The sequence below is a fragment of the Labrys miyagiensis genome (assembly GCF_030160835.1).
GTDB classification, from domain to species: domain Bacteria; phylum Pseudomonadota; class Alphaproteobacteria; order Rhizobiales; family Labraceae; genus Labrys; species Labrys miyagiensis.
Map to the genome: position 1 here is coordinate 1 of NZ_BSPC01000069.1, position 19,304 is coordinate 19,304.

Genomic DNA, 19,304 nt, shown 5'->3' on the forward strand with positions numbered 1-19,304 from the left:
ACAGCTCAGATAGTCGCTCACCTCTATCCTCTCCCCGTAAGAACGGGGCGAGGGGACTTCGACGGCGTGTTCTATCCTCAACCGTCTCATCTCGCTCAGCCGAATTGCTTGTGACGTGCTCGCCGGGAATGACAGTTCAATCGGTTCGCTTATTATTTATCGGCTCCAAGGTCTGGTTGGCACAGCCGAAACCCTCACCGCTCCGCGCACCCATCAAAGTTGGGCGACCCCGCCAATTGCGATGGCATCCGCTCCCGCCCCGCGCTAGCCTTTCCCGCCGGGCAAACCGGCAGGAAAGCCGCGGCCAGGCGGCGGGGGAACGCCATATGGATGCTCGCACACACCTTTCCTCCTTCGCTGAAGCGGCGGCGGCGGCCGTCGACAGCGGCGCCCTCGCCGGCATTATCGGCACGGTGACCACGCCGCGCGAAACCGTCTTCGAAAGCGCCCATGGCTGGCGCGACCATGGCCGCTCGCTGCCGATGGCGGCGGACAGCGTGCTCGCCCTTGCCTCGATGACCAAGGCCGTCACGGCCGTCGCCGTCCTGCAGCTGGTGGAGCGCGGCGCCGTCGGCCTCGACGACCCGCTCGGCGCCATCCTGCCCTACTTCGCGGCGCCGCAGGTGCTGGACGGTTTCGGGGCAGATGGAGCGCCCCATCTCCGCCCCGCCCGAGGGACGGTAACCCTACGCCACCTCCTCACCCATTCCTCCGGCCTTGCCAACGAGACCTGGAGCGCCGACCTCGTGCGCTACAAGCAACAAACCGGCGCGCCCACGCTTGCCACCCGGACCAATGCCTCGCTCGAGGTCCCGCTGCTGTTCGATCCCGGCGCGCGCTGGCAGTACAGCCTCGGCCTCGAATGGACCGGCAAGCTGATCGAGGCGCTGACGGGCCTCACGCTCGGCGCCTACCTCACCGAGCATGTCACCGGCCCGCTCGGCATGGCCGACACCCAGTTCGGCCCGCTGCCGCGCCAGCAGGGCCGCCTCGCCGGCGTGTTCCAGCGCGAGGACGACGGCACGCTCCAGCCAAGCGATTTCGCCCTCCTGCCCGGCGAATTCGAATCCGGCGGCGGCGGCCTTTACGGCACGGCGCAGGACTATCTCGTCTTCCTGCGCATGCTGCTCAACCGCGGCCGCCATGACGGCATCGAGATCCTCCGGCCCGGCACGATCGACCTGATGGAAACCGAGCAGATCCCCGCCATCGCGGTGACGCGCATGGTGACGGCCATGCCGCACCGCTCCAACGATTTCGAACCCTCCGCCGGCCTCAAGGCAGGCTGGAACCTCGGCGGCGTGCTCCTGCGCGAGCCCAGCCCCAACGGCCGCCCCGCCGGTAGCTGGGGCTGGGGCGGGCTGGCGAACTGCTATTTCTGGGTGGATGGGGTTAACGGGCTGGCCGGCATGGTGCTCTCGCAGGTGCTGCCGTTTGGGGATGGGGAGGTGTTGAGGTTGTTCGGGGCGCTGGAGAGGGACGCGTATGGGATGAGCGTGGGGTGAGGCGCCGGTAGGAGGACGTGGCGGGCACGGGGGCAACTGTGTGTGAGTGCCCACAAGCAATAAAGATCTATTTCTATTGCAACACCTAGTCTAAAATCAGTTTAAACATTAAAAATCATTTTTATTTTAAAGTATAAGGTGTATTTATGTGCCATTTTACAGGCATATACATACATCTTTTGGCAGTATTACCAAATGATTGATGGCCTTAACGATTACTTGAGTTTTTAACCATTTCTTAATTAACGTGAAGCTAGGCGTTGCGTGAAGAATTTAATGAACGTAAACTAAAAGCGCCCCTCTAGCGTACAGTCCAGCTTAAAATTACCACGTAACGCAAGCCGTGTAGTGCAAATGCAAAGAAATATCGGGAGCGGAAAATGAAATTCGATGTTGTGGGACGTATCCGCAATATGCGACTGCCGGATGGCCGCTCCGCGCTAATGTATTCCATCTACGAGGCAGTAAGCAATGCCATTCACGCAATAGAAGAGCGATTTGGTACCGTCGAATTTTCCAAAAGAGGGGTGATTAACATCCTAATCGATATAAATGCAGATAAGACTCTAAAGTTTATTGCAGTATCAGACAATGGCATAGGCCTGAATCCACGGCATCTTACTTCATTTGAGACCTGCGACACTCGCGAAAAACAGAAGATCAATGGCCGAGGTGTCGGTCGTCTGATGTGGACAAAGGTTTTTAATGGCATCCATGTACGAAGCACTTATGAAGTCGGATTAGATGGCTATAAGGAGGTTTCTTTCAGATTTATACCAGAAATTGATGAATCGATTTCCGAGAAAGAAATAAGAGATAGCCGAGATGAATTAATGGGCACTCGTATTGTTCTTTCCGATATAAAGCCAGATGAAAATGCTGGAATTACGGCTTCTGTCTTAACGAGGCACCTTTGCCATCATTTTTTCCCCTATTTTATAGCGAAAAGTATGCCGAAACTGTCGGTCACATTTGGGAGGCGAGAGCTCGATATAGGAAACTACCTCTCTGAGCGTGTGGAGAGCGTTGCTGAGCAGGAGATTCTAATCGAGGCTCCCAAAATCGGGAATATCAAGATTTCGCATGTATATGCGGACAAGAACATATCCCAGGAATTTTCCAACAGTATCCTCTTAACCGCCCAAGGAAGAGTGGTACAAAATATTGAAATCGAAAAGAAATTTGCTCTTAGAGGCCTGGACAACGGCAAAGCATACGTTTGCGTGGTTGGAGGCCCATTTCTAGACGAGAAGGTTGATCAAGAGCGTGCAGGCTTCAAGGCCACGGCGGATGAAATTGACTCAATCAAAGATGCTGCGCTTGAGGCAGCTGAACATTTCTTAAGTGCACATATAGCGAAAATCCGAACAGCGCAAAAACGTCATGTGGTGGATATCTTGGAGGAGCACCCTCAGCTTGCGATTTCGGTCGAAAATGTTGATGGCTATGTTGCCGGACTGTCACCCAGCATGTCCGATGAGGATATCGGTAAAACTCTATTTACGCTTCTCTACCGACATGAGAAGCGCGTGAGGGCACAAATAAAATCGATCGCTAACGATGTTGCTTCTGAGGAAGGAACCTCGTCCCAGAAAGACAAGATCGACAAATTAGTTCAGAAGGTAAGCGACGATGCAAAGCGTCGACTTGCTGAGTACACCATTAAACGTCACCAGATTATTCAATTGGCACGCTCTTTGTTAAAATACAGTGACGAGGAGCGGAAGACATATCAATGGGAAAAGTCTTTGCACGAAATCATATGCCCCATGGGGCGAATGCTCTCCGCCAAAGACTATGACAACCATAACCTCTGGTTAATAGACGATCTCCTCTCTTACTATAGTTTTTTTGCCTCAGACAAAGCCATGTCGGCGTTAGGTATTGAAGGGGAGAGGAAGGAACCAGATCTCGTATTTTTTAACCCTTATGGCTTTCGTCGTGAGGGAACTAACGATCCGGTTGTAATCGTCGAATTTAAAAAACCAGGTGACGAGGCTCTGTCTAGTGACCCTGTAAATCAGGTCTTGGACTATGTAGAACGACTTCGTAGCAAGACAGTCAAAGGGCCGGACGGAGAAGTGATTATGGACGTTCTGGATCATACACCCTTTGAATGCATAGTGATCTGCGATCTAACTGTGGGAGCCAAAAAAAAGTTTGAGCGTAGCTTAGCCCAAAACCCCACACCTGACGGTATGGGATACTATGGTTATTCACCAAGGCACAATGCCTCGCTGCGCGTTCTGAGCTATGCCAAGGTGTTTCGAGATGCGCAGATCAGAAATCAGAGCTTCTTCGAGAAGCTGGGAATGCTTCCTCAGGAAGTTAAGGATGCGCTCTCAAATGCTGCGCAAGCTGCGGAATGAATGTGGGTTATAGCAGGAGGTATGGTCTAATGATCTCATGCCTCTGCCAGTGGGCAAAAGCTGATAAAAAGGGCATCACACAGCCTGCCGGCCTGGATATATCCAGGGACCGGATCGCTCTTCGGACCTCTGCATCAAGTGCGACTGCATAAGACGAACACAACAAGGATCCGCATGACGCCGATGAGCAAACCCGAAGACGCCCCGGAAGCATTTCAGACCGCCTGGAACGCCCATGACATGGCGGCCTTTGGCGCCATGTTCCATGAGGATGCGGCGTTCGTGAATCGGTTCGGACATTATGTGCGCGGTGTTGATGAGATCGTCGCCCTCCACCGTCCCATCCATGAGACGATCTATCGGGATTCGACCCTCGACAATGAGCTGATCGAGGTCATCGCGATCGCGGATGGAGCGGCAATCCTACACTTCTGGAGTCGTCTCTCCACGGGACCGGCGCATCCGGCCGGCCCGCATCAGGTCGATACCTTGATCCAGGCCGTCATCACGCGCCGGAATGGCACCTGGCGGATCCAGGCCTTGGAGAATGTCACCCTGACCAACCCGCGGACCGGCGAAGCCGTTTTGAGGCGCTGAAGCTCCCCGGAAGAAGAGGGAGTTACGGTCCGGCTGGCCGCCCGACTTCGGCTTTGGCTGGCCGCGCCCGGCGTGGCATTGGAGTGCGTTGAACAGAAGAGAAACATGATTTGACATTCTGCTCTTGCTTTGCTCTACTCGTCCCTGGAGCGAAGAGCGGCGGGGCTCGTAAATCCGGATCATGACCGGTGGCCTCGCCCCTTCCACCCACCCCGATGTCCCGCGGCCTTGCCAGCCGTGCTGCCTGTGGTCCGGACTGCCTGCGAGAAGGGAGCCTCGCGGGATTGGATTGCCTGCGGCGGACATCGTCCGGCGGCTTGCGGCCGGCCTTCAGGCGAAAGCTTGTGGCCATCGCCGAGCCGGATGCGGGGCTTGATGAGAGGCGGACGGACCGCTCACGGCGCAATGCGACATGATCCTTGGGGACATGATCCTTGCGCCGCAGATGCGTCCCCGGGACCAGGAGAGAGGCCGGCCGCTCCGGGCCGGATCACTCGCGTGGACGCAGGTCACCGCGGGCCCTGGTCTCGACGCTTCGTGGGTGAGGCGCAGGATGATCCGGGCCGTTCCCGCGTGGCTGCGGAGGCGACTTGGACCCTGTGCCATCCAGCATGGCCCCGAATGCCAGGAGAGCGACGTGATCTCCAAGGGCGGCAGGGGCGATGCCTTCCCGCCCGGCAAGGGCCGGGCCGGCGAACCGGGGCGTAGGCCTCGGCGAGCGGCCAGCCCTCGCGGGAAGAGGCCGGTCCGGCATGCGCGTTGTTGGCATGCCGGGATCGGTGCGGGGCAACCCGCCGGACTAAGGTGACGGCGGCTTTCCCCAACAAGCCCGCCACGCACCCCATGACCACGACACGGCTTTCCTGCGGAAAGCCGCCGTCACCTTGACTGCGCCTGCCGCATGACTCAGCCCGAGAGGGCGTGAGAACGCGGTTGCTCGGCTATTTGTCACTCACCCGCGCGCAAATACGGTGATGGGTGCATGAGCCTGGGAGCGCGGACGTCCCGTCCGCTCTTGAACCTCGGGCGGAGCAGGTATTGGCGATGCGGTTGGCAACAGGCACGCCGCTTGTTCTTTGATCTTATCGTTTCAAGAGCGGACGAGACGTCCGCGCTCCCAGGAAAGCCCTTCCTACTTTCCCTCCGCCGGCAGGAAGGCCTTGGGAAGCTCCTTCTGCTCCTCGCACTCGACGACATGGACGATCTCGGCGCGCGTATCGAGCCATCTGACCGCCCAGATGCGGATATAGCGCGGCAATCTCGTATAGATGCCGGTTGCCTCCAGCGTGCATTTCGTGCCGTAGGGCGACTGCGAATCCATCTTGGCGGCGGCGAGGTCCGGCCGGTTGGCGTCGTGGTAGAACCAGAAGTAGAAATTGGAATCGATATCGAAACGGATCGGCACGATTTCGCCATCGGCCTCGATCTGCTTGCCCAGCACGGTGAAAATCTCGTCGCGCGGCGCAACCACCTGGCCGGGCTCGTTGGGGCGGACGAAATTCTGGTTGATGAACACGCCGGCATTGGGGATGTAGATGTCGTGGTAGGTCTCCCAGGTGCTGTAATAATACACAGCCCCCAGGATCAGTGGCATGAAGATGAAGAGAAGTCCGATCTTGATGCAATTGGCGATGCCACGCCACGGCGCGAAGAAATAATGCTGCGTCTCGTCCTTCTCGAAGGTCAGCCAATACAGGAAAGCCTTCAGGACACGATACAATTTGGGTGAGATCCACAGGACGAAGCGCACGATCAGGTGGACGATAGGATCGAGCGCCTTCCAGCCATAACTCAGGATTTTCTGGATGAAGCGGATAGCCTGCTGCGCCAGCGTGTAGGTGCGGACCGAGGCCGACTGCTCCGATTCCGGCTTGTCGCCTTCCTCCTTCGCCCGCGCGGAGAGATCGAAGGCGCCGGGCTTGGCGTCCCGGATCGCCTGCCGGCGGGCTTCTTCCAGGGCGATCTGGCGTTCGAGGTCATCCATCTCCGTATCCTCCCGGAGTAAAATGCGCTCATGCAGAACCGCATTTTGCTCTAACTCACTGTTTTGACGCGCTTTTACACTTCGCGGCGATTCCGCCGGATCGCAAATCGCCTCAGGTTGCCAGGCTCTGGCCGTCGATGGTGATGGTCGTCCCGTTGAACTGGAGGACCATCGGCTTCAGCTCCTCGTCGCCACCCGGTTCCGTGGCCTGCTTCTTCAGGAGCCTCTCGGTGATGAGGGGGCGCAGGACGTTCTTGCTCAATTGCCGGATGCTTCGTCCGCCCTGGCTCGGGTTGAAGTAGCGGGCCACGATCGCCTTCGAGGTGCCGTCATTTTCCGGCTGCACGATATAGCCGCGGCCGGAAATGCCGCGATTGATGTCGCGGATCTCCTTTTCGAGGATCATGTCGGCAATCTCCGGGGTGACGTCGTCGAAGAGCTCCACCGCGTCGATGCGGCCGACGAATTCGGGCAGGAACATCGGCTTGCCGGTCTTGGGGTTCTCGACATGGGTCAGGCGCTCGCGGACGGCCTCGTCGCTGCGCGGTTCATCCGGCCCGAAATCCGATTGCTTGAGGACGTTGGACGCGAAGACGAGGATGCAATCCTTGAAGGAGACCGGCATGTTCATGCTGTCGGGCATGACGCCCTTGTCCATCACCTGCATAATGGTGCGCTGGAGATCGGGATGGGCTTTCTCGATCTCGTCGAAGAAGACGATGGAGCGCGACTTTTCCTTCACCGCATCGGGAAGGGTCACGACCTGGCCGAAGCCGACCAGGCCCGGCGCCGCGCCGAGCAGGCGGGAGACAGAAGATGAGTCGGTATAGAGGCTCATATTGTAGGTGATCAGCGACGTGCCGTCATAGGCGGCGAGCTTTTCCACCAGCTCCGTCTTGCCGCAGCCGGGCGCTCCGGTCAGGAACAGCACGCCGGCCGGCCGGGTCGGATCGCTCGTGCCGGCTTCGCGCGTGCGGTAGATGTTGGCGATCGTGCGCTTGGCGTGGTCCTGGCCGTAGATGTTCTGGCTGAGCACTTCCTCGACGCGGAGCAGGCGCTCGGCATCGTTGGTGGAAGCGGCCTTGGCCGAGACTCCCGTCAGCTTGCTGAAACGGTCCTGGACGTCGGCGACGGTGACATGCGGAGTCTCGGCATAGAGATCCCTTTCGAGGTCGCCGAGCCTGGCCCGCAATTCCCGGTCAGCCTTGAAGTAGATGTCGCGCTTGCGCGTTTCGTCAGGGGTCAGCGGCACGGGCGGCTCTTCGCCCTCCTTGTGGTGTTCCTTCCAGGCGGCATAGGCCTCGTAGCGTTCCTGCAGGGGCGTCAGCTCCCTGCCGGCCTCCAATATGTCGCTGCGCAGCTTGCGGATCGTGCCGAATTTGAGGTTCCAGGCCTCGAGCTGGGGATTGATGATCGCCTTCATCTCGACGATCTGCTGGCGCACCGCCTCGAGCTTGCGAAGGCTCGGCTTGACCGAGGTCTTGAGCGTCTCCTCCTCGGCACTCAGCTTGACCAGCGCCATTTCCTGCCGGAGCAGCTCGAGCGACTTGCCATATTTGGAAATATTGACGCTGGCGGCGAGCAGGTCGAGGAATTCGATGACGCGGTTGGGATTCTGACCCTTCAGCCGGCCCTCATAGCGCTGGTCGAGGCGGATGATCTCGTTGATCGCATCGTCGCCGATGATGACCAGGTGCTTCTTCTCGAAGCGCGGCACCATCTGGCGCAGGATGTTCTTCGATTCCTCGAAATCGCGCTCCTTGATCGGCAATTCCTTGAAATAGCGGGTGAACAGGGTGCTGGTCTGGTCGATCATCTCGTGATTGTGGCTCTGCGAGATGGCGATGGCGCTGACGCGCTCGTTCTCGAGGGCATTGATCAGGGAGGACATCAGCCGGCGCGAGCGTTCCGAACCGCAATTGGCGACGAAATCGTCGAGGCGATCGAGCACGATCAGGCTGTTCTTGCGCGACATGTAGTCCATCGCGGCGTCGAACTCCTGGATCTGCTCCTGGGTCGAGAGCTTGAAGAATTCATGCAGGTCGAAACAGAAATAATGCTTCGACAGCAGGCTCGGCGCGGCCTCGCCAAGGGCGACCTTGTTGAGCAGCGAGAGGATCAGCATCGATTTGCCGACGCCCTCATTGCCCTTGATGTAGACGCTGTTGGTGACCGACGAGGTCAGGATTTCCTGCGTCTCGATCAGTTCCTCGATAAAGCCGACGACCCGGGGGATCTGGGCCTCCTCGCTCGCGCCGCCATCCTGCCCGAAAAAGGAGGGCAGCCGTTTGCGATACTCGTAGAAATCGATCTCCAGGAGGAATTTGAACCCGTTCACGGCGCGTGTCGGGATCGATTTGTGGAGGCTCATGGCGGGTCTCTATGCAGAGGGCGGGGATCGCGCTGGCGATCGTGCGATGAAGGTGTCGTCCGGCAGTTCGCGCGGGGCTGGTACCACTCTCCTCGTCCTGACGGCTGCGGGATTCACACATCTCGCCCTGGCAGGAAGAGGTGCGACTATCCTTCCCCGGTTGCGGGGAAGGTGGCGCTGCGAAGCAGTGACGGAAGGGGGAGAGCGACGCGACATGGCCGATTCTGGCAAGGAAGCGCCACTCTACCCCTTCCGACCTCACTGCGTTCGGCCACCTTCCCCGAAGTCGGGGAAGGATGACCCGCACCCTACACTGACAATACCGAGATGTGTGAATTGGACAGCCGTCCTGATGGGGAGAAGGTTGGAATGAGGGGCCGCGTGACCTGACAGGAGATCAGCCCTTGCCCTGGACGGACAGGTTGCTCATGTCGCCCACCACCTTGCGCATGGTCGTGGTGGCGTTCTCCAGATTGGCGGTCGCGGCCTTGAGCTGCTCCTGCTTGGCGGCCCGCTCGATGCCCTCGTCGACGCTGACTTCGAGCGCCTTGGCGATGATGTCGGCGCTTTCGTTGAGGCGGGAGATGGTCGAGTCGAGCAGCGACATGTCCTTGTCGTGCATCTCGCCCTGGCGCGCGATCATGCTCTGGAGCGTGCCCTTGCGGATATCCTCGGCCGCCTTCGAGAATTCGGTGATGGCGGCCTGGGTTTCGTCCGTCTGGTCGGCGACCAGATTGTGCAGGACGCCCTCCAGATTGCCCGCGACGGTGTTGAGCGTATCGCGGCCGAGGATGGCGATGGATTTCTTGGTGCCCTGCACGATCTTGCGCTGGCTGTCGGTTTCGGTCTGGCGCTCGTCGTTGCGGGACAGGGTGATCCCCATCTCGGTGATGGTGTCGTTGAGCTTCTTTTGATAGTCGATGACCTCGCCGACCGTGGTGCGCAGGCTGATCGCCGCGGTTTCCTTGTTGGCGATCTCGATGATGCTGGGCGTGCTGCCGTCCGACGGTGCCTTGATCAGGCTCAGCTCCATCTCGGCCTGGGCGGACTTGACCTCCGTCGTTTCCTTGAAGTCGTTGGTGTTGGCGGAAGCCTGCTGCAGGCCAGATTTCAGCACCGTCAGGCTGATCTGCTTGTCGGACACCCGGCGCGCGATCTTGTCGACCTCGGCCTCGCTGAACTGGGTGCGGCCCATGAGCTGCAGAACCGCCTTCTGGGCGCCCTGGATGGTGGCGATACCCTTGTTGCCGGAGGAGATCAGGCGATCGGTGAGGTTGTCGTCGACCTCGTCGATGCTGCGCAGGATACGCAGCGGGCCTTCCTCCAGATCCTTGCGGCGCTGGGCATTGCAACTGGCGATCCGGTCATCGATCTCGGCCGCATCCCTGACCTGCTTGTTGTAGAGGCTTTCGGCTGCCAGCACCTTGTCGTTGAACGAAGTGTCGGCCTTGAACAGGCCGAAGATCTTGTTCGACAGCTTGGCCTGCTCCACGTTCTTCTCGGCAATGCGCTGGTCCAGAAGAGCCTTCAGATCGGTGAGGGCGCCGGCGGCCTCCGCCTTCTTTTTCGTGAGATAGTCGAGATCCTTGATGAGGGCCTCGTTGCGGTCCATCGCTTCCGACATCTGCTTGACAGTTTCGCCGGTGACGCGCGACTGGCGCAGGACCTCGATGAGCTGGCGCGAGAGGGCGACGTCGTCGAGCATGCCCTTGAGATCGCGCAGGATATTGGCGATCTCGACCTTGCTGTTGTCCTGGAGCTGAGCGATCAGACGCCTGACGTTTTCGAGCGATTCATCCATCTCCTCGCTCTGGATATAGGTATAATATTGCTGAAACAGCTGGAAATTCTGCTGCAGCTGCTCGCTCGTCTGCTGGCTGGCATCAAGCGCGCGGCTGATCTCGGCGATCTTCTCGTCCTGTGTCGTCTGGGTATCGGAGAGCGCCTTGTAGAAAGGGTTGTTCTTGATATCGAGGCTCTCGGCGGTCTTCTCGGAGATGTCGACCTCTTCCACCACCTGCTGATGGACGGTTTTCTTTTCCTCGGCTTTCACCTGCTGGGGCTGGCTGGCTGTCGCGCTGTTTGCGCGCGCCGCAGCGGCGGCGAGGCGTTCGGCCAGGGTCGGCTCATTCATGATCTGGGTCCTCCGAGTCTATGGAATTGTTGGGCGCGGTAGTACGTCGCAGCTCCCCGGCGATCCTCACTCTGGGAAAGGAGCCAGTTCGCGATTTTCCTGTCAATTTCGATTTGCTTGCAGATCAGTCCGGGCCTTTCCCGGAAACTGGCCGTGATGGCTCTCAATACATCGCATTCGAGATCCCGGCCCTTGCGAGTCCAATGTTTTCTCAGAAAATAGGCGACGAGATGATCAACATGGTCCCTTGTTCGGAACTTAGCGTCATTGAAGTAGACCAACGTCACAATATACGACCGTCGTCTGCACCAGAGAATTAGCATGTTGCATGCTTCTTTGCATCAGATGTTCGATCCTTATTGCTGCTCCCGCTCCGTCGAACCGAAGAACAGGGAGGCTTCACTGGCGAGTGAAGTTTTCATCGCAAGTACGGACCTGAGGTGGCCTGCCCTGCGAGGCGCCATTTTGCTCGATTTGTTGGAGATTGGCCGTGCGCTGTCACACTCTTGTCTCATCGACAAAACACGGGTCAACGAATTTTCCGGATTTCTGGTAAAGCGCCGGCCGGCTGTTTGGGTTTAGCCCCGGTATGCTTCGATGGAACTGGCTATGAGCCTTTTTGACCTTATGTCCCGTCAATTGAAGCTGCAGCGATTATAGGCCTGCTGCATTGCCTGACCCTGCGTAATTACGTCGCAGCTTGTCGCATTTTTGCGCAGGCCGTTTCGGGGCATCCCACCATGGGTCAGTTGCGGACATTCAAAGGATGAATCCAAGCGATTAGAGGGACCTAACAACTCTTCTTCCCTCTCCCCCGGGACTCCGAGCTCGGGTTAATAGGAGCGAGGCGGAAGGGGTCGTCATTCCGGCCGGAGCGCAGCGAAGCGCCGGAATCCATGAACGCTGTCTTCAGAGGAAGGTGTTCATAGATCCCGGGTCTCCCTCCGGTCGCCCGGGATGACGTCTGGAGCGCCCTTGTTAACCCGAGTTCTGAGCCCTTCCCTCACCCCGCCTTCACCACTGCCGACTTCGGCGTCCTGACGAACTCGCTCCGCTTGCCGAAAATCACCTCGCGCTGCGCCGGGCCGATCACCGCGCCGATCTTGAACAGGTCCCGCGAGACGAAGAAGAAGTCGCGCATGAACTGGCGCAGGCTCGTCCTGCCGGGCCGCAGCGACAGGTTCCCGGCGCGCAGGAACACGAACAGCGCCACGTAGCCGATCAGCAATTGGCCCAGCAGCAGCGCCGCCAGCGGCCAGCGCAGGGGCGAGCCCAGCAGGATGGCGATCAGGCCCGTCGGCAGGGCGACGCCCCAGGCCAGGCCCGACCACCAGACGCCGAGATGCATGGCGGCTTTCCAGCGGTCGGCCCAGGGCAGGCTGGCGTCACCCAGGATCGGCCAGAGCAGGCGCAGCATCACCTCGCCGAAACCCTTGGTCCAGCGCTGCTGCTGCGTCATCCAGGCCTTCATCGTCTCGGGCAGTTCGCCGGGCACCGGCACGCTCATCAGGAAGGAGCCGCGCCGGCCGATGCGCCAGGCGCGGTAGGAAAGGTCGAGATCCTCGGCCAACGTGCCGCCGCGCCAGCCGCCGGCCGCCTCGATGGCCTCGCGCCGCCACACGCCGCAGGTGCCGTTGAACGGCAGCGGATGGCCGGCCCAGCAGCGCGTGGCCTGCTCGATGGCCAGATGCGCGTCGAGCAGCACGGCCTGGGTGCGGGTGAGTTCGTTCGCCTCGCCATTGACGTAGTCGAAGCGGGCCTGGATGAAGGCGAGCTTCGGGTCGGCGAGCAGGCAGGTCATGGTCTTCAGCAGGAAATCGCGCTCTGGCACGTAGTCGACGTCGAGGATGGCGAAATAGCCATGCGGCGTCATCGTCATGGCATTGGCGAGCGCGCCGGCCTTGTAGTCGCTGCGGTCGGTGCGGTGGATCAGCTCGACATTGCAGCCGCGGGCCTGGCGTACGCCCACTTCCTGGCGGGCGAACAAAGTGGAGCCGTCGGTGGAATCATCGAGGATCTGGATGTGCAGCTTTTCGCGCGGCCAGTCGAGCGCGCAGGCGGCATCGAGCGCGCGGGCCACCATGGCGCCCTCATTGTAGGTCGGGATCTGCACCACGACATGGGGCAGGTCTTCCTCGGGCGGCAGGGGCTGGGCCAGAGCCTTCTGCTCGGCGGCAAGGCCCTTCTCGCGCAGGCGCCAATGCTTGATCACGAGGTAGAAGGTCGCCACCGTCGAGCCGAAGGTCACGGCCCAGGCGAGCAGGGACGTGGCTGTCAGGATCAGCGCCAGCCATGTGGCGATGGCCCAGAAACTCTCCCACAACCCGTCCAAACTGTGCCCCCAAAAGCAAAAATGCGTTCAGGCTGAAACGCTCTTGCAGCTTAACTCACCGGAAGCAAGAGCATTTTGCGATCCTTGGCGAGTCGGCCCGAAGACGAGACTGCCTATCTGTCGCCGGTCTTCGGCGTCCGCACGAAATCATGCCGGCGCTTGAAGGGGGCGATCACCACGCTGGCCGAGTTCGCCAGCGCCATGAAGCCAAGAAGCACCGGAATCATCACCAGGACAGCCCCGTAGCGGATGATACCACCCCGCCGCAAGCGACGGAACGGCGGCAGGGTTATCGCCACGGCCGCTCCGGCGACAATAAGGGCAACAAGACACAGAATTGTGCCATGGACGGGGCCGAAGCCGCGGACGAGGACATCGAGGATGAAGGCGGCGGCTGCGACGAGGAAAGCGGGCAGGCCGAGTTGCAGACCGAGCAGCAAGCTGGAGCCGAGCCTGGCCGAAAGGCGCCAGTCCGAGCGCCAGACCAGCGGCAGCGCCTTGCCCGCCACCTGCACGAAGCCGGTGGACCAGCGCGCCTGCTGCGCGCGCCAGCTGGCAAGATCGGCCGGGGCTTCGCAGGCGAGCGGCGGGTCGAGCAGCAGGAGGCCATGCCAGCCGGCCGCATAGGCGCGGAAGGTGAGGTCGAGGTCCTCGGCCTGTGTGTCTGGCGACCAGCCCCCCGCCGCCTCGATCGCGGCGCGGCGCCAGACCGCGCCAGTGCCGTTGAACTGGAAAGGCTCCCCGCCTGCCTGCCGCCCGGCCTGCTCGGCGAGGAAATGGGCGTCGACGGAAAGCTGCTGGCCGCGCGTCATCCAGTTCAGGTCGCGATTGGCGAATTCGAAGCGGAACTGGGCGAAGGCGGCGTTTTCGTCCGCCGCCAGGGCCGCGGCGGCCTGCTTCAGCCAATCGGCCGGGGCGCGAAAATCGGCGTCGAGGATGGCGATGAGGGGGGCCTCGGAGCACTGCAGGCCCTCGGCCAGGGCGCCGGCCTTGAAGCCATGCCGATTGGCGCGGCGGATATGCTGCACCTCCGGCCCGCCGGGTGGCAAGCGGGCTAAGGCGGCGGCGGCGAGCGCGCTGGTCTCATCGGTGGAATCGTCGAGGAGCTGGATGGTGAGTTTGTCGGCCGGCCAGTCGAGGGCGAGGGCGCAGGCAAGCGCGCCTTCGACGGAGGCAGCTTCGTTGTAGAGCGGGATCTGCAGGAGGATGGCGGGCAGCGCGTCGTGAGGCGCCACAGCGGCGGAGAAGGGTGCAGCAATCCCTCCCCGACTGCGGGGAGGGTGGCCGAGCGCAGCGAGGTCGGGAGGGGGAGAGTGGCGCGACGAATCCCGAAACAAGGAAGGCTGCGCCACCCTCCCCCTACCGTCGTCACTGCGTGACGCCACCTTCCCCGCAGTCGGGGAAGGATTGGTCGCGCTCTCCGCGTCAAAGCAGGTGCCCAAGAGCACTTCATCCACTTGCGGCGGCGGCCGGTAGCCCCTTGCCCTCAGCGCCAACCGCAGATGCTGGGCGAGCAGGGTGAGGAGAAACACGCCGGCGAGGAGGCCGATGGTATCGACGAACGGAATCATGGCCGCCGTCTCGTGGAGGCGGGAATCGTCGCCGCGCCCCAGACGATGCGCCGCGCCAGCAGGGCGTTGAGCCAGAGTACGGGCATCGCAAGCTCGCGCGTGAGGATGGCGAGCGGCGTTGCGAAGGATAGCGGCCAGCGCCTGAGCGCGGCGAGGAGGATCTCGGCCGCGAGCCAGAGCAGGAACGTGGCGAGGAGCATGACGGCAGCGGGGATGCCGATGCTGTAGGCCGCGCCGAGCGAGGCGATGCAGGCGGCGGCGAGGCCGGTGAAGGGTTCGGCCATGAAGACGAGCGGCTCCTCCAATCTGCGGCAGATCGCCCAGCGCAGATGGCGGCTCCAGATCTCGGGCAGGCGGCGGGCGCCGAGCATCTGGTCGACGGTGGCGGATGCCAAGACGGTGCGCAGCCCCTGCCCGGCCAGGAGTTTTGCGAGTGCATGGTCGTCGGCAATCGCCGCTCCGATGGCCGCGAGGCCCCCGGCCCGTTCGAGATCGCCGCGCCGGAACAGCATCGCCGCCCCGATGCCGGCCCCGCCACCGAGGGCGGAGAAGGCTGACAGCATGCGGGCGCCATAGGTGTTGACCAGGGCGGCTTCGACCTGGGCGGGGAAGCCGCACGGCCGTCGGGCGATCGGGATGGCGCTGACGAGACCAATGCCGGGACCGAGGGCAGCGGCCATGGCACGGAGGGCACGCGGCGGCAGGAGGGTGGCGGCGTCCTTGACGAGGATGAGATCGTGGGCAGCGGCGGCGATCGGCTCGACGAGATTGGCGAGCTTGGGGTTCCAGCCGGGGCGCGGCGCGGTAGGTATGAACGCGACCTCAAAGCCTTCCCCACGAAGCTGGGGAAGGTGGCCGAGCGCAGCGAGGTCGGAAGGGGTGTGGTCCGCTTGCAGAATGCTCTCCGGAAAGGGCACGGAGTCCACAGTACTGGCTCGTGGGTGCGCCTCTTCCTGACCACACCCCACCCTAGCGCACACAAGTGCGTGCGCGACCTCCTCAGCTTCGTGGGGAGGGGGATCGGCGCCCTGCTCGTTGGGGTTGCGCTTGACGGAGAAAAGAATCTCGTAGACCGGGTAATCCAGTTCCGACAGCGCAGCGTTCGCCTCGTTTTCGGCCTCGGTCTCCTGCCTCAGCGGCACGAGAATGGAGATTGGAGTGTCGACCTCCACAGCTACTTCGGCCATGGTCGAAGTAGCGAGGCCGACATTCTCGAAAGCTCTGCCTCGGAGAAAAAGATGTCGACCTCGCCACTTCAGCCATGGCTGAAGTGACTGTGGAGGTCGACATGCCAACCCCGCCGAACCCAGCAGCAGCCCCACCGTCGCCAGCCACCACAGCCCCAACAGCCCGGCGAGCATGCTCATGGCCGTTCCCGCTCGCGCGTCTCCGGCACATCCACGCCCGGGCGATCAAGCAGCATGTCGCCCAAACGGGCCGGCAGCAGCGTGAGCAGGCGCAGGCCGAGATAGAGGATGAGGGGAAAGGCGATCATCGGCTTGCGACGGTCGAGGCCACGGCGGATGATCCTTGCGGCCTGATCGACATTCAGCTCCAGCGGACGCGGGGCCACCACCGCCTCGTTCAGTGGCGTGCGCACGAAGCCGGGGGCGATGAGGCTCACGGCGATGCCCTCGCGCCGCAGCGCCGGGCGGATGCCCTCGGCATAGGCATGCACCGCCGCCTTCGCCATGGAATAGGCGGGCGAGGAAGGAAAGCCGCGCAGCCCCGCCAGCGAGCCGATCATGGCGACATGACCCCGGCGGCGCGCGCGCATCGCAGCGAGCGCGGGCTCGATGGTGTTGAGCACGCCCATGAGATCGACAGCCAGCACAGCGCGCATCGCCTCGTCGCTTTCGAGCGGCCTCGCGGCGCTGGTGCCGGAGACGATGCCGGCGCAGGCGATGGCGAGATCGATGGTAATCTGCCCATCCTGCGCCGCGATCCAGGCAGCGGTGGCTTGCCGATCACGAACATCGAGCCGGCCCGCGACCACCTCGGCACCCCTGGCGCGGCAGAGCCCGGCGATCTCGTCGAGCCGTGCCTCGTCGCGGCCGACGAGCAGGAGGCGCACGCCCGAAGCGGCATAGTCCAGCGCCAGGGCGCGGCCGATGCCGCTGGTGGCGCCGGTGATCAGGATGGTACTCATCGCCAGCCACCCGGCGGCGGGGCGAGCATCGCCTCGGCCATGCAGGCGAGCGTGCCGGCGCCGGTCCTGACCATCAGGCGCAGGATCAGCGCTTCGCTGAGCCCGCTTTGCTTCACCACGCGGCCGGTGATCTCGATGGTCTCGCCCACCGGTACCGGCGCCATGAAGCGGGTGGACAAGCCGGTCACCACCGCATCAGGCTGGTGGCGCCGCACCGCCTCATGCAGATAGGCAACGAGCAGCATGCCATGCACCGGCGCGGCATCGAGGCCGATGGTGCGGGCAATCTCCTTGTTCACATGCAGGGGATTGGCATCGCCCGAGACCTCGGCGAAGGCCGCGACCTGCCCCTCGCCGATCGGGCCGATGCGCAGCGGCTCCATCACGCCTTTCATAGCGCCGCCTCCGGCCCAAACAGGCGGTAGGTCGCGGAGAAATCGGCGATGACCGCGCCGTTCAGATCCTCGACATGCGCCTCGATCTGCACATCCTCGGGCGCCGAGGGATCGGCCCGGCGGGTGATGAAGAAACGTACATCATCACCGATGCGGAGCGTGCGGCGATAGCAGAAGCGCTGGGCGATCAGCACGGGGATAAGGCTGTCGTCGCCCGTCAGGTCGTCGAAGGCAGCGCGGGCGGCGGGGTGCCAGAGCCAGACGGCGGGAAAGGTGGCGGGCACCTCGTCGGCAGGCGCGGCATCGAGCTCGTCAATTGCCGTGGCGGCACGATAGCGCCCGACAGCGTCTGCCTCGACACGGGCCTCCACGGGGCCAATGCGTAGATGAGGCATGAGAGAAGGCACTGCCATTCTCACCGTCACCGAGAAGGGCGCGACTTGCCTTCCCCACGAAGCTGGGGAAGGTGGCCCGACGAAGTCGGGTCGGATGGGGTGTGGCCCGACGTGTGGCGGGCTCTCGGAATGAGGCGCGGATTCGCGATCGGACCCACGGCTCCTCCTTCAAAGCCGAGCCCGCCGGGCCACACCCCCTCCGAGCCGACTTCGTCGGCCCACCTCCCCCAGCTTCGTGGGGGAGGCTCGCGTCGCGCCCTTCTCTCTAGGAAGCCACCGAGCCCTGACATCATACCCGCCCCACCACCAGCACGGCATTGATGCCGCCGAAGGCGAAGGAATTGGACATGGCATGGCGCATGGTCACGGCCCGTTTCTGCCCCGGCACGCAGTCAAGATCGCATTTGGGGTCCGGCGTTGTCCAGTTGATGGTGGGCGGGGCTACGCCTTCGCGCAACGCCATCACCGTCACGGCCAGCTCGATCGCCCCGCCGGCGCCGAGGCCGTGGCCGTGCACGGGCTTGGTCGAGGACACCGGCAGGCCCGGCAGCCTGTCGCCGAAGACGAGCTTCAGTGCGGCAGCCTCGGTCGTGTCATTGGCGAGCGTGCCGGTGCCATGAGCATTGATATAGTCGATCGCCTCGACCGGCAGGCCGGCATCCTCGAGCGCCTCCCGCATCGCCGTGGCGGCGCCCTGGGCATCGGGGCGCACGATATCGCCGGCATCGCTGGACGTGCCATAGCCGCAGAGCTCGGCCAAGGGCGTGGCGCCGCGCGCACGCATCGCCTCCTCGCTCTCCAGCACAAAGATCCCTGCCCCTTCGCCCAGCACCATGCCGTTGCGGTCCTTGGAGAAGGGCCGGCAGGCATCGGGCGAAAGTACGCGCAGCGCCTCCCAGCCCTTCATGCCGGAAGCCGTGATGCAGGCTTCGGCGCCACCGACCACGGCGCGGTCGACGACGCCGGCGCGGATGAAATGGGCGCCGAGTCCGACAGCCTGCGTGCCCGAGGCGCAGGCGCTGGCCACCGCGAAGGAGGGACCGCGCGCGCCATAGCGGGCGCTGAGCTGCGAGGCGGCGGCATTGGGCATCAGGCGCGGCACGCTCCAGGGGTCGAGGCGCTGGCCCGTGACATAGGCATTGTGCATGCCGGCCTCGATCGTATCGCCGCCGCCGATGCCTGTGCCGATGATGGTGGCGGCTCTCAAGCCAAGCTTCTCCCCGCGCGGGAACCCGGCCTGCGCCAGCGCCTCGTCACCCGCCACGATGGCAAGCTGGGTGAAGCGGTCGCAGAAAGGCAGCACGTCGGCGTCGATATGGTCGGCCGGATTGAAGCCGCGCAGTTGGCCGGCGATGCGGATATTGTGCTTGAGCGGACGAGGCACTTCGAGCGGGCCGATGGCGCTGCGGCCCTCGCGAGCGGCCTCCCACAGCGCCGGTACACCGAGCCCCGCCGCGGTTGCCGCGCCCATGCCGGTGATGAAAACGCGTCTCTTGCTCAAA

The 19,304-nt window shown here is 62.5% G+C and carries 13 protein-coding genes; 3 read left to right on the plus strand and 10 right to left on the minus strand.

Annotated features, from left to right (window positions below; all coding sequences use genetic code 11):
- Positions 1-326: 326 nt before the first annotated feature.
- From QQL24_RS29840 to QQL24_RS29850, 3 genes are all read left to right on the plus strand, one after another.
- Positions 327-1,505, plus strand: a complete 1,179-nt coding sequence (locus QQL24_RS29840) for a serine hydrolase domain-containing protein (protein WP_284315947.1) — start codon at positions 327-329, stop codon at positions 1,503-1,505.
- Between the two features lie 380 nt (positions 1,506-1,885).
- Positions 1,886-3,874, plus strand: a complete 1,989-nt coding sequence (locus QQL24_RS29845) for an ATP-binding protein (protein ID WP_284315948.1) — start codon at positions 1,886-1,888, stop codon at positions 3,872-3,874.
- A gap of 183 nt (positions 3,875-4,057) precedes the next feature.
- Positions 4,058-4,471, plus strand: coding sequence for an SgcJ/EcaC family oxidoreductase (locus QQL24_RS29850; protein WP_284315949.1), 414 nt, complete (start codon positions 4,058-4,060; stop codon positions 4,469-4,471).
- Between the two features lie 1,132 nt (positions 4,472-5,603).
- Here the strand turns inward: QQL24_RS29850 and QQL24_RS29855 are convergent.
- The 10 genes from QQL24_RS29855 to QQL24_RS29900 all read right to left on the minus strand — a co-directional run bounded on the left by QQL24_RS29855 (position 5,604) and on the right by QQL24_RS29900 (position 19,303).
- Positions 5,604-6,455 (minus strand): hypothetical protein, encoded by an 852-nt coding sequence (locus QQL24_RS29855; protein WP_284315950.1) that lies wholly within the window; start codon positions 6,453-6,455, stop codon positions 5,604-5,606.
- A 112-nt stretch (positions 6,456-6,567) separates the two neighbouring features.
- Positions 6,568-8,826 (minus strand): AAA family ATPase, encoded by a 2,259-nt coding sequence (locus QQL24_RS29860; RefSeq protein ID WP_284315951.1) that lies wholly within the window; start codon positions 8,824-8,826, stop codon positions 6,568-6,570.
- 397 nt (positions 8,827-9,223) lie between these two features.
- Positions 9,224-10,960: a hypothetical protein gene (locus QQL24_RS29865; protein WP_284315952.1), complete on the minus strand. Its 1,737-nt coding sequence runs from the start codon at positions 10,958-10,960 to the stop codon at positions 9,224-9,226.
- Between the two features lie 1,003 nt (positions 10,961-11,963).
- Positions 11,964-13,292: a glycosyltransferase family 2 protein gene (locus tag QQL24_RS29870; RefSeq protein WP_284315953.1), complete on the minus strand. Its 1,329-nt coding sequence runs from the start codon at positions 13,290-13,292 to the stop codon at positions 11,964-11,966.
- Positions 13,293-13,405: 113 nt separating this feature from the next.
- On the minus strand, positions 13,406-14,863 hold the full coding sequence (locus QQL24_RS29875; protein WP_284315954.1) for a glycosyltransferase family 2 protein: 1,458 nt from the start codon (positions 14,861-14,863) through the stop codon (positions 13,406-13,408).
- Positions 14,860-16,230, minus strand: coding sequence for a glycosyltransferase (locus QQL24_RS29880; protein ID WP_284315955.1), 1,371 nt, complete (start codon positions 16,228-16,230; stop codon positions 14,860-14,862). The genes QQL24_RS29875 and QQL24_RS29880 overlap by 4 nt, the downstream gene beginning before the upstream one ends.
- Positions 16,227-17,012, minus strand: coding sequence for an SDR family NAD(P)-dependent oxidoreductase (locus tag QQL24_RS29885; RefSeq protein WP_284315956.1), 786 nt, complete (start codon positions 17,010-17,012; stop codon positions 16,227-16,229). The genes QQL24_RS29880 and QQL24_RS29885 overlap by 4 nt, the downstream gene beginning before the upstream one ends.
- Complete coding sequence (locus QQL24_RS29890; RefSeq protein WP_284315957.1) at positions 17,009-17,407, minus strand: MaoC family dehydratase; 399 nt, start codon at positions 17,405-17,407, stop codon at positions 17,009-17,011. Before QQL24_RS29890 ends, QQL24_RS29885 begins: the two co-directional genes overlap by 4 nt.
- On the minus strand, positions 17,404-17,820 hold the full coding sequence (locus QQL24_RS29895) for a hypothetical protein (RefSeq protein ID WP_284315958.1): 417 nt from the start codon (positions 17,818-17,820) through the stop codon (positions 17,404-17,406). The genes QQL24_RS29890 and QQL24_RS29895 overlap by 4 nt, the downstream gene beginning before the upstream one ends.
- 271 nt (positions 17,821-18,091) lie before the next feature.
- Positions 18,092-19,303: a beta-ketoacyl-[acyl-carrier-protein] synthase family protein gene (locus tag QQL24_RS29900; RefSeq protein WP_284315959.1), complete on the minus strand. Its 1,212-nt coding sequence runs from the start codon at positions 19,301-19,303 to the stop codon at positions 18,092-18,094.
- Position 19,304: the final 1 nt, after the last annotated feature.